Annotated in this window: 16 protein-coding genes; 13 read left to right on the top strand and 3 right to left on the bottom strand. The window is 63.4% G+C overall.

Features of this window, described 5'->3' with window-relative positions:
* The first annotated feature begins 117 nt into the window (after positions 1–117).
* From CKW40_RS21520 to CKW40_RS21540, 5 genes are all read left to right on the top strand, one after another.
* Positions 118–651, top strand: a complete 534-nt coding sequence (locus tag CKW40_RS21520) for a MarR family winged helix-turn-helix transcriptional regulator (protein WP_179298067.1) — start codon at positions 118–120, stop codon at positions 649–651.
* Positions 638–1,357 carry a response regulator gene (locus tag CKW40_RS21525; RefSeq protein ID WP_027044074.1) on the top strand — a complete coding sequence of 240 codons (720 nt, stop codon included), beginning with the start codon at positions 638–640 and terminating at the stop codon, positions 1,355–1,357. Before CKW40_RS21520 ends, CKW40_RS21525 begins: the two co-directional genes overlap by 14 nt.
* 46 nt (positions 1,358–1,403) lie before the next feature.
* On the top strand, positions 1,404–2,819 hold the full coding sequence (locus CKW40_RS21530) for an ATP-binding protein (RefSeq protein WP_095201872.1): 1,416 nt from the start codon (positions 1,404–1,406) through the stop codon (positions 2,817–2,819).
* Positions 2,820–3,027: 208 nt separating this feature from the next.
* Positions 3,028–4,050, top strand: coding sequence for a glycosyltransferase family 4 protein (locus tag CKW40_RS21535; protein ID WP_095201873.1), 1,023 nt, complete (start codon positions 3,028–3,030; stop codon positions 4,048–4,050).
* A gap of 284 nt (positions 4,051–4,334) precedes the next feature.
* Positions 4,335–5,228 (top strand): hypothetical protein, encoded by an 894-nt coding sequence (locus CKW40_RS21540; protein WP_244571239.1) that lies wholly within the window; start codon positions 4,335–4,337, stop codon positions 5,226–5,228.
* A 126-nt stretch (positions 5,229–5,354) separates the two neighbouring features.
* Here the strand turns inward: CKW40_RS21540 and CKW40_RS21545 are convergent, their stop codons facing one another.
* From CKW40_RS21545 to CKW40_RS21555, 3 genes are all read right to left on the bottom strand, one after another.
* Entirely contained in the window at positions 5,355–5,714 is a 360-nt protein-coding gene (locus CKW40_RS21545) for a tRNA-binding protein (RefSeq protein WP_095201875.1), read from the bottom strand.
* A gap of 18 nt (positions 5,715–5,732) precedes the next feature.
* Positions 5,733–6,233: a type III secretion system chaperone family protein gene (locus tag CKW40_RS21550; RefSeq protein WP_027030631.1), complete on the bottom strand. Its 501-nt coding sequence runs from the start codon at positions 6,231–6,233 to the stop codon at positions 5,733–5,735.
* Between the two features lie 338 nt (positions 6,234–6,571).
* Positions 6,572–6,874 (bottom strand): accessory factor UbiK family protein, encoded by a 303-nt coding sequence (locus tag CKW40_RS21555; protein WP_010911095.1) that lies wholly within the window; start codon positions 6,872–6,874, stop codon positions 6,572–6,574.
* Between the two features lie 158 nt (positions 6,875–7,032).
* Between CKW40_RS21555 and CKW40_RS21560 the strand changes: the two genes are divergently transcribed.
* From CKW40_RS21560 to CKW40_RS21595, 8 genes are all read left to right on the top strand, one after another.
* Positions 7,033–7,293 (top strand): type II toxin-antitoxin system ParD family antitoxin, encoded by a 261-nt coding sequence (locus CKW40_RS21560; protein WP_095201876.1) that lies wholly within the window; start codon positions 7,033–7,035, stop codon positions 7,291–7,293.
* Complete coding sequence (locus CKW40_RS21565) at positions 7,290–7,592, top strand: type II toxin-antitoxin system RelE/ParE family toxin (RefSeq protein WP_095201877.1); 303 nt, start codon at positions 7,290–7,292, stop codon at positions 7,590–7,592. Before CKW40_RS21560 ends, CKW40_RS21565 begins: the two co-directional genes overlap by 4 nt.
* Before the next feature lie 154 nt (positions 7,593–7,746).
* A complete protein-coding gene (locus tag CKW40_RS21570; protein ID WP_095201878.1) occupies positions 7,747–7,980 on the top strand; it encodes a BrnA antitoxin family protein in 234 nt (77 codons plus the stop codon).
* A 132-nt stretch (positions 7,981–8,112) separates the two neighbouring features.
* On the top strand, positions 8,113–8,973 hold the full coding sequence (gene lgt, locus CKW40_RS21575; protein WP_095201879.1) for a prolipoprotein diacylglyceryl transferase: 861 nt from the start codon (positions 8,113–8,115) through the stop codon (positions 8,971–8,973).
* The gene (locus tag CKW40_RS21580; RefSeq protein ID WP_095201880.1) at positions 8,970–10,058 is read left to right on the top strand and encodes a class I SAM-dependent methyltransferase; all 1,089 of its coding nucleotides are present in this window, start codon (positions 8,970–8,972) and stop codon (positions 10,056–10,058) included. The genes lgt and CKW40_RS21580 overlap by 4 nt, the downstream gene beginning before the upstream one ends.
* A gap of 116 nt (positions 10,059–10,174) precedes the next feature.
* Complete coding sequence (gene pgeF, locus CKW40_RS21585) at positions 10,175–10,969, top strand: peptidoglycan editing factor PgeF (protein WP_095201881.1); 795 nt, start codon at positions 10,175–10,177, stop codon at positions 10,967–10,969.
* Positions 10,969–12,120, top strand: coding sequence for a M24 family metallopeptidase (locus tag CKW40_RS21590; RefSeq protein ID WP_095201882.1), 1,152 nt, complete (start codon positions 10,969–10,971; stop codon positions 12,118–12,120). The genes pgeF and CKW40_RS21590 overlap by 1 nt, the downstream gene beginning before the upstream one ends.
* 43 nt (positions 12,121–12,163) lie before the next feature.
* Positions 12,164–12,793, top strand: coding sequence for a hypothetical protein (locus CKW40_RS21595; RefSeq protein WP_095201883.1), 630 nt, complete (start codon positions 12,164–12,166; stop codon positions 12,791–12,793).
* Positions 12,794–12,861: the final 68 nt, after the last annotated feature.

Here is a 12,861-nt window from a genome sequence, read left to right on the forward strand (position 1 = left end):
AAACCGGCCTGCCTTGCCTTTTCGTTCGCAATCCGCCCAAAAGCTTGTCAAAAATTACCATTGCAGGGAAATTACGTCAATAGTACTGACATAATCTCCCGTTCCCATGGAGAAATGATGACGGATCGAAGCGCAGCCGCCGGAAAACCGATCAGGACCGCGATGTCAGTCGAGGACGGCATCGACTTCGCCATCATCGAGCTGTTTTTCTTCGCCTACCGAGACTTCACCTCCGATCCCGATCAGATCCTGGCCGATTACGGCTTCGGCCGCGCGCACCACCGGGTGCTGCATTTCGTCAACCGCCGGCCGGGCCTGACGGTCGCCGAACTGCTCGACGTGCTGAAGATCACCAAGCAGAGCCTGGCGCGCGTGCTCAAGCAACTGATCGACACCGACCATGTCGTGCAGTTGCAAGGCCCGCGCGACCGCCGGCAGCGCGAGCTCTATCCGACGGCGAAGGGCCGCGCGCTGGCGCTGGCCTTGGCGCGGCCACAGTCGCGCCGCATCCGTGCTGCATTGGAAGATTGCGGCGCCACCGAACGGACCTTGGTGGAACGCTTCCTCGAAGCGATGGTTAATCCGGAACTGAGAGCTCAGATCGACGTTGGGTCCGCAAAAATGTCAGGGAAAAGCCATGGAGAGCACTGAGAGGGTCGATCAGGCGGCCGCACCGGACGACGACGCGCCGCATCTGCTTGTGGTCGACGACGACACCCGCATCCGCAATCTTCTCAAGCAGTATCTGACCGAGAACGGCTTTCGTGTGACCGTCGCCGGCAATGCCGGCGAAGCCAGGCGCAAGCTTGCCGGCCTCGATTTCGACCTGCTTGTGCTGGATGTCATGATGCCGGGCGAGACCGGCGTCGACCTCACCAAATCGCTGCGGGCCGAAAAGAACGTCCCGATCCTGATGCTCACCGCACTGTCGGAAACCGACAGCCGCATCTCAGGGCTCGAGGCAGGCGCGGACGACTATCTGCCCAAACCCTTCGACCCGCGCGAGCTGATCCTGCGTATCAACAACATCCTGCGCCGCGGCGGCCCGGCGACGACGCCCAAGGTCGAACAGCTGGTCTTCGGCCCCTACACGTTCCAGATCGCCAGGCGCGAGCTGAAGCGCGGCGGCGAGGCGCTGAAGCTGACCGACCGCGAGCAGGAGATCCTGGCGATCTTTGCAGCACGCGCCGGCGAAACCATCCCGCGCCACGAACTGGTCGGCGACGATTCGGAGGTCGGCGAGCGCACCATCGACGTGCAGATCAACCGGCTGCGCCGCAAGATCGAGCGCGATCCGTCCAACCCGGTCTGGCTGCAGACCGTGCGCGGTATTGGGTATCGGCTCAGCGTGGAATAGAATACCGGCCGCGGCCCGAATGGCCGCCGACGGATGAAAAGAGCCAATGGCGACCACGGAACTGGAACAGCCGGAAAATGACGGCTTGAGCGCGCGCGCCACGCGAACGCTCAAGGCGGTGCCGCGCATCTGGAACCGGTTCTGGCGCCTCGTTTCGCTTTACATGCCCAAGCGCCTTTATGCGCGCTCGTTGATCATCGTCATCGCGCCGATGATCCTTTTGCAATCGGTGGTCGCTTTCGTCTTCATGGAGCGCCACTGGGCAACGGTAACGCAGCGCCTGTCGCAGGCCACCGTGCGCGACATCGCCGCCATCATCGACCTGATCGAAACCTACCCGCACGACGCCGACTACGCCAACATCATCCGCATCGCCCAGGACCGCATGCAGCTGAAGGTCGATCTGCTGCCGCCGGATCCCTTGCCACCGCCCGGTCCAAAACCGTTCTTCTCGATCCTCGACGACGTTCTCTCGTCAGAGATCACCCGCCAGATCAACCGGCCGTTCTGGATCGACACGGTCGGCAATTCCAACATCGTCGAGGTACGCGTCCAGCTCGAGAACAAGGTGCTGCGCGTCTTCGTGCGCCGCAGCCAGGCCTATGCCTCCAACACCCACATCTTCCTGATCTGGATGGTTGGCACCTCGCTGGTGCTGCTGATGATCGCCATCCCCTTCCTGCGCAACCAGATCCGGCCGATCCTGACGCTCGCCGAGGCGGCCGAAAGCTTCGGCAAAGGCCGGCCGATGCCGCGAGATTTTCGCCCGCGCGGCGCCGAGGAGGTTCGCCGCGCCGGCTTTGCCTTCATCCAGATGCGCGAGCGCATCGAGCGCCAGATCGACCAGCGCACCGCCATGTTGACCGGCGTCAGCCATGATCTGAGAACCATCCTCACCCGCTTCAAGCTGCAGCTGGCGCTGGCCGGCGGCAAGACCGAGACCAAGGCGGCGCTCAACCAGGACATCGACGACATGCAGTCGATGTTGGAGGGTTATCTCGCCTTTGCCCGTGGCGAAGCCTCGGAGGACCCGGGACGTTTCGATCTCGAAGCCTATTTCCAAAAGCTCAGCGACGAAGCCGCCTTGCGCAAATGCAAGCTGTCGACGACGCTTTCCGGCGATCCGACCGTGCACGTTAGGCCGAATGCCTTCGCCCGGCTGTTGTCCAACGTCATCGGCAATGCTTTCCGCTATGCCAAGACGGTGGAGGTCAGCGCCAATCACGGCCGTGGCTCGCTGGTGGTCACCGTCGACGACAACGGTCCCGGCATCCCGTTCGACAGGCGCGAAGACGTGTTCAAGCCCTTCGTGCGGCTCGACGAGGCCCGCAATCTCGATGCCAGCGGCACCGGCCTCGGCCTGTCGATCGCCCGCGACATCGCCCGCAGCCATGGCGGCGACATCACCCTCGACGACAGTCCGCTCGGCGGCCTGCGCGCGGTGATCAAGGTTCCGGCCTAGGCTGGCCAAACATCAGGCTTCATCCGCCCGTCATGAAATCATGATGAAGAGCGCGCATGAAACGCGCGACTACAGTTGATTCGGCCCAGCCGCCTCACTTCGACGCCGTGCCCGCCCGGGTGCGCTGGAGCGAAGCGAGAGCAGCAGGCTGGTCGCCGTTCCGGCATCGTCTCAAGGCAACCGTCGACCTTTCCAGCAAAGGGCCGCCATGCGCATATTGATGGTCACCGACGCCTGGCGCCCGCAGGTCAACGGCGTCGTCCACACGCTGGAGCGGCTCACCGAAACGCTGAAATCCTTCGACGTCGCGGTGGATTTCCTGACCCCCAACATCTTTCGCACGCTGCCCCTGCCGACCTATCCCGACATCCGCCTGGCGCTGACCACGCCCGGCCATGTCGCGCGCCTGATCGATGCCTACAAGGCGGACCACATCCACATCGTCACCGAAGGGCCGCTCGGCATCATGGCGCGGCGCTATTGCCGCAATGCCGGCCGGCCGTTCACCACCAGCTATCACACGCGCTTCCCCGAATATCTCAGCGCCCGCCTGCCGGTGCCGGAAAGCTGGGCCTATCGCTGGTTGCGCGATTTCCACAATTCCGGCCAGGGCACGCTGGTCGCCACCCAGTCGCTCGCCGACGACCTTTCGGCGCGCGGCTTCAACAAGCTGAGGCCGTGGACACGCGGCGTCGACACCGACCATTTCCGCCCGGACAAGCGCAAGGACCTAGGCTTCCCCGGCCCGGTCTTCCTCTGCGTCGGCCGTGTCGCCATTGAAAAGAACCTCTCCGCCTTCCTCGACCTCGACCTGCCCGGCAGCAAGGTGATCGTCGGCGAAGGACCTGAACTCGCCAAACTGAAAGCGAAATACCCCAAGGCGCATTTCCTCGGTCACCGCCCCAATGACGAACTGGCCGAGATCTACGCCTCGGCCGACGTCTTCGTCTTCCCCAGCCGCACCGACACATTCGGCAACGTCATCATCGAAGCGCTGGCCAGCGGCACGCCGGTCGCCGCCTATCCGGTGACCGGGCCGATCGACATTGTCGGTGACGGCTTTGGCGGCGCGGTTTCGAACGATCTGCGCGAGGCGTCACTTGCCGCCCTCAAAGTCGACCGCGCCCAGGCCAGAGAACGCGCCATGCGCTACAGCTGGAAAGCCTGTGCGGAAATGTTTCTCGACGCGGTCGAGGAAGCGCTGGGGATGCCGCGGAGACTTGCCGCCTGACGGTGGCAGTTGTGTGACCTCTTCAATGCCGCCAGTCCTGCATTTCCCGCAGGAAATCCGGTACTTCGACAACTTGCCAATGCCTTTGGACAAGTCTTCCGCGTGAAGTTGTTGAGATACACCGGCAGATCTTGCGCCGGCAAGCTTTGACCCGCGAGCGCGCTCCTTGCGAGAGCTTGCGCCACAGTTGCTTGCGGTGCATTATTCCACGTGTAGTTCCTGCGGGATTGACGCCGATTTCAACGCTGGACGAAGCGCCTGCCGTATCGCCGAAGCGTCGCCTCTTGCGCATCAGCAAGACCGTTGCGAGGGTGCTCGACTATTGCCGTGCGAATGCCTGGCCACTCTTCGTGGCCGCCTGGTTTCCCTGCTTTCTGACGACGCTCTGTCTGACGGCGCTTGCCCTCGTTCTTTTTGCCGAGGGGCAGGCGCCCGCCTGGCTTCTCTGGCTTCTATCGCGAGGCTTTGACCCCTGGACGTGGCTTTCTCCGATTGTTGCCGCGCCGTTCTCGGCGATGGTCCTTGCATTCGTTCTCGACCGCATGGCAAACGCACCCGAGCACGGTCGTGTCGTCGTTCGGCGCGGCATTGAAAGCGTCAAACGCTTCGCTATCCCGGGCCTGCGCTTCGAGCTCGGCCCGCGGATCCTCCTGGCCGCGTTGCTTCTCGCGGCCATCCAGCTTCTTTGCGGCTTTGCGATCGACGGCGAACACAGACTGCTTGTTGCCGGCCTGTTGGCCACGCATGACCTGCCGCTCGGCCCTGAGGACATCGCGCCTTGGGCGTCGGCGATGGGCGTCTTCAACCTGTTCGCGGGTGGTTTGGTACTTGCCTGGACGTATCTGTTCGTCGGCGATTTTCTCTGGACGGGATCGTTCGATCCAATCGGCTGCCGGCGTGCGCTCGACGGCAATCATCTGCGCTTCGTCGCCATAATGTTCATCGTTCTCGCAATCGTTGCCATACTCAAATATGGGCTGATCCTGGCTGCAGGCTTGATCCTAATCCCTGCGGATGCCGCGTCGCCCTCCTTCTTGACCCTTATGTTGATGCATATCGCACTGGCCTGGCCGTTCGACGTCCTGCACCTCGTGCTCTCGGCCGCAACGGTCGGAACCATTCTCGGCGCGTTTCGGCCCCCAGCTGTCGCTGCAATCCGGTCGGCTGCGGCGCTGTGATAGCGCCTGCCTCGGCTTGCTGGCGGCGCTGCGCTTGGCGAGGTTCTTTTGAGGTCGAGTTTGATCAATCTGCCGGCAGGGGCGCAGACAGATGAGGATGACGGCAGCCTGCTCGAAAATTTTAGTCTAGAACAGCCGCCCGCCGTCCGGCACCTTGCGCTCGATGGCGCCCAGCACCACGGCGCCCTCCTCGTCGGGAAAACCGAGCGTCAGCACTTCCGACATGAACGGCCCTATCTGGCGCGGCGGAAAATTGACCACAGCGAACACCTGCCGGCCGACCAGCGTTTCGGGCGTATAGTATTTGGTGATCTGCGCCGACGATTTCTTCACCCCGATGTCGGAGCCAAAATCGATCTTCAGCTTGAACGCAGGCTTGCGCGCCTCGGGAAACGGTTCGGCCTCGACGATCGTGCCGGCGCGGATGTCGACACGATCAAAATCGGCAAAACTGATCTCAGGCTTGCGCTCGCTGCTCGAACTCATTTCGATACTACCAAGGCTCTAGGCGTTGCCGTAGGTCTCGAACAGCACGCCGGCCAGCGCATCCTTGGCCGAGGTTCCCGACCAGACGACGAACTGGAAAGCCTGGAAATAGCATTCGCAGGCTTCCAGCGCCGAGGACAAGAGCACCTCGACCTGCTGGCTGGACGGCTCGACGCCGCCGGCCAAAAGCAGCGACTGGCGGAACATGATCGCGCCTTCCTGCTCCCAGAGGTCGAAATGGCCGAACAGCATCTGCTCGTTGATCAGCGACAACAGCCGCATCACTTCCAGCGCGCGGGTCTCCGGCACCTTGATGTCGAAGGCGCAGGCCAGATGCAGCGCCTCGAAATCCTCCATCCAGGAGAAGGAGACGTGATAGTCGGTCCAGCTGCCGGCGACCGAGATCGAGATTTCGTCATCGCCGGCCCGTTCGAAGGACCAGTCATTGTTGTGGGCCACCTGCTCGATAACATCCACCGGATGGATTTCGCGGGAGTATTCGAGTTCGAGAAGTTCCATGGAATGCTTCCTGTGTTCAGGGGGAGCGCCTCACGCTCCGCGGGGCACACACGACGAACAATCTGATCTAGAACTCGGACGGCCAGGACTTTCTTCGCGCTAAAGACTACTTCTCGACGCAAAGACCCCAGACCGGACCCCACCGCCCGGCCGCATGACCCTGCTTCGAATCATGCAACAAATTCAGTCTATTGATCGGGAGTCGCGTGAACAGCCCAATTTTTCGCACTGCGGCATTCGCATGTGGAAAGGCGCTGTCACAAAGATTCATGCAATGCCGTTAAGCGATTCACGGCAAAGCGATTTTCAGGATCGCACTATGTGGAAAAGTTTAACGATTATTTTTTTGCGCGGGGCTTCGCCGCCGCCGCTGGTGCGGCATCACCGGCCAGTTCGGCAAGCTTCGCTTCGAGCGCCTCGATGCGGGCGGCAAGCTTGGCATTCTCGTCCCGGGCCTTGGCGGCCATCTCGCGCGCGGCCTCGAATTCCTCGCGCTGCACCACATCCATCGAGTTGAGGATGCGCTCCGCCTGCCCCTTGAAGGCGGTTTCCACCTCGCGGCGCACGCCCTGGGCGGCACCCGCGGCATCGGTCATCAGCTTGGCGAATTCATCGAGAATGCGGTTCGGTCCGGTCGACATGGCAAATCCTCGCTTGCTCGAAGTGACGTAGTGGCGCGGAGCGCCGAATGCAAGAACGTTGAGCGCTGGTGCGGCATCAAGTCGGACCACCCAAATCACTGGCAAGCTCGATCAATAACTATTATTATATCAAGGTGTTTTTTTGCAGGAGCGCCACCATGGCCATTAGCGCAGACTTGGGCAGTCGTCTCGAGGATATCGTCAACCAGCTCGTCAGCACCGGCCGCTACAATTCGAAGAGCGAAGTGCTCCGCGAGGGCGTTCGCCTCGTTGAAGAGCGGGAGAAGCGCCTTGCCGCCCTCGACGCAGCCCTCGCAAAAAGCATTTCCGATGCCGATGGTGGCCGGGTTAAGCCCGGCGACGAAGTGCTGGACAGGCTTGAGGCCAAATACAAGGCAATGGCAGCGAAAACCAAGTGAAGCGGCTGGTCTTTACGGATCAGGCCGAGGCAGACCTCGAAGCCATTGGCGACTACATCGCGCTCGACAGCCCATTTCGGGCCGTCACGTTTATCCAGGAATTGCGCCGCGATTGTGTGGAGTTGCGCACCATGCCGGAGCGATATCCGTTCTTTGAGCGGCATCGATCCTCAGGCATCCGCCGGCGCGTCCATGGCAACTACCTGATTTTCTACCGCGCCAGTGCCGACACCGTGGAAATACTGCATATCCTGCATGGTGCAATGGACCTAGGGGCGATCTTGTTCCCTGACAATTGACGGCGCGACCTTGCGTGACCAGCCAAAGTTCTTCGGTATGGTCTGCGTCGAATTCGACCGCAACCTTCTGTACGGGATGGCGCCAAGTCGCCTATTGTGGCGTTTTCCTCGCGACTTGCCTCAAGCATGAGTCGTCTTCAATCAGGGTTACCCAATGGCAACGCCCTCGCGCCGACCGACAAATCCGTACGCAGCCGCCGAGGCGGCCTTCAAGCCGGTCAAGAAGCCGGCAGCGCCCATCCGCGAACCTTCGTCCGCGCCGAATGTCCGCGAGCTTGTCCCGATCCGGATCGACCGGGCCGTGCTCGATCATTTCCAGGAAGACGGTCCCGGCTGGCAGGACAGGATCAATGACGCGTTGCGGCAGTGGGTGGCCGCCAAGGGCTGAGCTCACCATTCACGGCGCGATGGCTCGCGGTGGATTCGTCGCGACACTTGACGGCGACGACGTTGCCTTGACCCTGCCAAAACCCTGCCGCATGGTCCGCGCCCGAATGCGACCGCAACCGAGAGCTCCCCGTTGAACGAATATTTCCTGCTGCCGCTGGCCTCGCTGCCCTTCCCCAACATCAACCCGATCCTCATCCAGATCGGGCCGCTGGCGGTACACTGGTACGGCGTCGGCTACATCGTCGGCATCCTGTTTGCCTGGTGGTATGCCAAGCGGCTTGCGGCCAATCCCAAGCTGTGGCCCGACGGTATCCTGCCGATGAAGCCGGAGGACCTCGACGATTTCATCGTCTGGGCGGCGATCGGCGTCGTGCTCGGCGGCCGCACCGGCTATGTGCTGTTCTACGACCTAGCGCGCTACATCGCGCACCCTCTGGACATCTTCGCCGTCTGGCAAGGCGGTATGTCGTTCCATGGCGGCCTGCTCGGCGTCATCCTCGCCATGACGCTGTTTTCCATCAAGCGCGGCATCCGCACCTGGTCGCTGTTCGATGTCGTGGCCGCCGGCGTGCCGGTTGGGCTTGGCCTGGTGCGCGTCGCCAACTTCATCAATTCCGAGCTCTGGGGCCGGCCAACGGATGTACCCTGGGCAATCGAATTCCCCAATGGCGGGCCGTTTACCCGCCATCCGAGCCAGCTCTACGAGGCCCTGCTCGAAGGCTTGGTGCTGTTCCTGGTCCTGCGCATCCTCACCCATTCGCGCCTCAAGCTGAAGACGCCGCGTTTCGTCGGCGGCGCTTTCATCTGCGGCTACGGCCTGTCGCGCATCTTCGTCGAGTTCTTCCGTGAACCCGACCAGCAGCTCGGCTATCTCCTCGGCACCAACTGGCTGACCATGGGCATGATCCTGTCGACGCCGATGGTGCTGGCCGGCATCTGGGCGATGGCAACCGCCAAGCCGGTGACGCAAGGACAGCCGCAGGCGACATGACGCGGCTGAAGACCCGCATCGTCGACCTGATCGAGGCGCTCGGCCCCCTTCCCGTCAACGAATATATGGCGATGTGCCTGTTCGACCCCACGGACGGCTACTACACGACACGCGAGCCCTTTGGCGCAGCCGGCGACTTCGTCACCGCGCCGGAGATCAGCCAGATGTTCGGCGAGCTCGTCGCCGTCTGGCTCTACCAGGCTTGGGCAGCGATTGGCCGGCCGATGCCGGTGACCATCGCCGAGATCGGCCCCGGCCGCGGCACGCTGATGAAGGACATGCTGCGCACCCTGTCGCGGCTCGACCCTGATCTGGCCAATGGCGCCGCCTTCGCCATGATCGAGACCAGCCCGCGCCTGACGGAGGTCCAGAGAGAGACGCTTGGCGCGACACTCTTCGCGGTTGGCTGGCACGAGACCATCGACACCTTGCCCCAGCAGCCGCTGCTCATCGTCGGCAACGAATTGTTCGACGCCGTGCCGGTCCGCCAGTTCGTCCGCGCCGGCACCAGCTGGCGCGAGCGCATGGTCGGCCTCGACGACGAGAACGCCCTCTGTTTCTTCGCCGGCGCCGGCTCGGTCGACCCGACGCTGCTGCCCGCCGACGCGGCTGAAGCGCCGCAAGGCGCGATCGTCGAGGTTGCGCCCGCCCGCACCGCCCTGATGGCAGCCATTGCCGAGCGCATTGCCCGAAACAGCGGCGCCGGGCTGTTCCTCGACTATGGCCATCTGCAGCCGGGTGTCGGCGACACGCTGCAGGCCTTGCGCCGGCACAGTCACGAAGATGTGCTGGCCAATCCCGGCGAGGCCGACCTCACCTCGCATGTCGATTTCGCCGCCCTTGCCGCGACCGTGCGCGCGCATGGTCTCGACGCCCATCTGTCGACGCAAGGCGATTTCCTGCTCGGCATGGGCATTCTCGAGCGCGCCGGCCGGCTTGGCGCCGATGCCGGCCAGGCGGCCCGCGACAAGATCACCGGCGATGTCGAACGCCTCGCCGGCCCGCAAGCCATGGGCCAGTTGTTCAAGGTGCTTGCGGTCCTGCCGCGCGGTGTGACCATCCGGCCGTTTGCCACGGCGGATTGACTTTTCACCGCTGCCCCTCCCAATCTCCCGTCCGGTAAAAGAGCGGCCGAACCGCCGGCCGCTTCGCTTCCGGACTTTTTCTTGACGAAACCGCCCACACGGACAACAACGCCCGCATGCTGAATCAGACCAAACCGGATCCCATTCGGTCGCCGCTGCTGGACAAGGCGCAGGCACAAGGCATCCGCCACGGCTATTTCACCCGCGCCGGCGGCGTCTCGACCGGCATCTACCAGGGCCTCAACATCGGCACCGGGTCGGATGACGACAAGGCGCTGGTGGCCGAAAACCGCGCTCGGGTCGCCGCCTGGATGGGCGTACCGACGAGCCATCTGCTGACCGCCTGGCAGATCCATTCCCCCGACGTCGTTGTCGTGAGCGAACCCTTTGCCGGCGAACGGCCCAAGGCCGATGCCATTGTCACCGACCGCCCGGGCATCGCCATCGGTGCCTCGACCGCCGACTGCGGCCCGGTGCTGTTCGCCGACGCCGGGGCGCGCGTCATCGGCGCGGCGCATGCCGGCTGGAAAGGCGCCTTTACCGGTGTGCTGGAAAACACCATCGCCGCCATGGAAAGCCTGGGCGCCCGGCGCGACAACATCGTCGCCGTGCTCGGCCCCTCGATCGGCCCCGACAATTACGAGGTCGGGCCGGAATTCGTCGCCCGCTTCGTCGAGGCCGATGCCGAAAACATCGGCTATTTCGCGCCCTCCGCCACATCCGGCCACGCCATGTTCGACCTCAATCGCTACACGGTCGATCGGCTTGCCAGGGCCGGCGTGACCGCCGAGGGCCTCGGCCGCTGCACCTATGCCGAGGAAGATCTGTTTTACTCCTACCGGCGCACCACGCACCGCAAGGAAGCCGATTACGGCCGGCAGGTTTCGGCCATCGTTTTGGAGAATGAATAATGGCGCTGCATTTTGAACGATCGGAATTTGACGCGCGGCGCGACCGGCTGATGATCGAGATGGCCGAGAAGAAGCTCGACGCCATCCTGCTGTTCGCGCAGGAAAGCATGTACTGGCTAACCGGCTACGACACGTTCGGCTTCTGCTTCTTCCAGTGCCTGGTGGTGAAGGCTGACGGCTCGATGGTGCTTTTGACCCGCTCGGCCGACCTGCGCCAGGCGCGCCACACCTCGATCATCGACAACATCGTGCAGTGGACCGACCGCAATGGCGCCAACCCGGCGGTCGACCTGCGCAATCTGCTCAACGACCTCAACCTGCTCGGCGCCCGCATCGGTGTCGAATATGACACCCACGGCCTGACCGCCTATAATGGCCGCCGGCTCGACGAGCAGTTGCAGACCTTCGGCCAGATCGCCGACGCCTCCGGCATTGTCGGGCGCCTGCGCCTGTTCAAGAGCCCGGCCGAGATCGCCAAGGCCGAGAAGGCCGCGAACCTTTCCGACGACGCGCTGGACGCGGCGCTGCCGTTGATCAAGCAGGGCGGCGACGAGGCGCTGATCCTCGCTGCCATGCAGGGCGCGGTCTTTGCCGGCGGTGGCGACTATCCTGCCAATGAGTTCATCATCGGTTCCGGCGTCGACGCGCTGCTCTGCCGCTACAAGGCCGGCCGCCGCAAGCTCACCAAGAACGACCAGTTGACGCTCGAATGGGCTGGTGTCTTCCATCACTACCACGCGCCTATGATGCGCACGGTGCTGACCGGCAAGGTGTCGAAGCGCCATCAGGAGCTGTTCGACGCCGCGCGCGCCGCCCTTCTCGCGGTGGAAAAGGCGATGACGCCGGGCAATACATTCGGCGATGTCTTCGACGCGCACGCCCGCACCATGGAAGCGCACGGCCTGACCAAGCACCGGCTCAACGCCTGCGGCTACTCCGTCGGCGCCCGTTTCACGCCGTCCTGGATGGACATGCCGATGTTCTACCAGGGCAACCCCGAGCCGATCGCGCCGCACATGACGCTGTTCGCCCACATGATCATCATGGATTCCGAGACCGAGACGGCAATGACGCTTGGCCGCACCTACCTGACCACCGAATCCCAGCCGAAGCCGCTGTCCCGCCATGATCTCGACTTGATCGTACAGTGAATCCATAATGGGAGGCGTTCTTCGCCAAGGAGTTAGAAGGCAAATGAGACGATCGCATGTGACGACCGTGTCATTGCTTGTGGCATTGGCTGTTGCCTCCTGCACCAACGCAAAGGACGTTCTCGAACCCTCCGCCATCACCCCGCCGGCGACTTCGGGGCCGACAGCGCCGGGCAGCACGGCGACCACCGTTCCTGCAACGTCACCCGCCGCGCCTGCCACCACCACGGCCGGAGCCGCAACCGCCACCACGCCGCTCACCTCGGCCCAAAGCGCTGCCATCCTGTCGAAGACGCGGCTGCAGATCGCGCCGATCGTCGGCGCTTCGGTGGAAGCCGCCACTCCGCTGACTGCGGAACTGCAGACGCGCGCCAAGCAGCGTGGAATTACGCTTGCCGGCAGCGCCGACCAGACCGCGACCCATGTGCTGAAGGGCTATTTCTCGGCGATTTCGGAGGGCAAGGACACCACCGTCATCTATGTCTGGGACGTCTACGACCCCTCAGGCAACCGCCTGCACCGCATCAACGGCCAGATGAAGGCGCCTTCGGTCAATTCCGGCGCTGGCGCGGGCGCCGACAGCTGGAAGGCGGTCTCACCCGCCACCATGCAGGCAATCGCCGACCAGACCATCGACCAGTTCGCTGCATTTCTCGGTGGCAAGGCTGGTTGAGGTGTTGCCCGCCCGCGATGCCGGACAGCTTTCTTGAGTTTAGCCGGCGGATTCCCGATCTCGGCGCT

Source organism: Mesorhizobium carmichaelinearum (assembly GCF_900199455.1).
Taxonomy (GTDB): Bacteria; Pseudomonadota; Alphaproteobacteria; order Rhizobiales; family Rhizobiaceae; genus Mesorhizobium; species Mesorhizobium carmichaelinearum.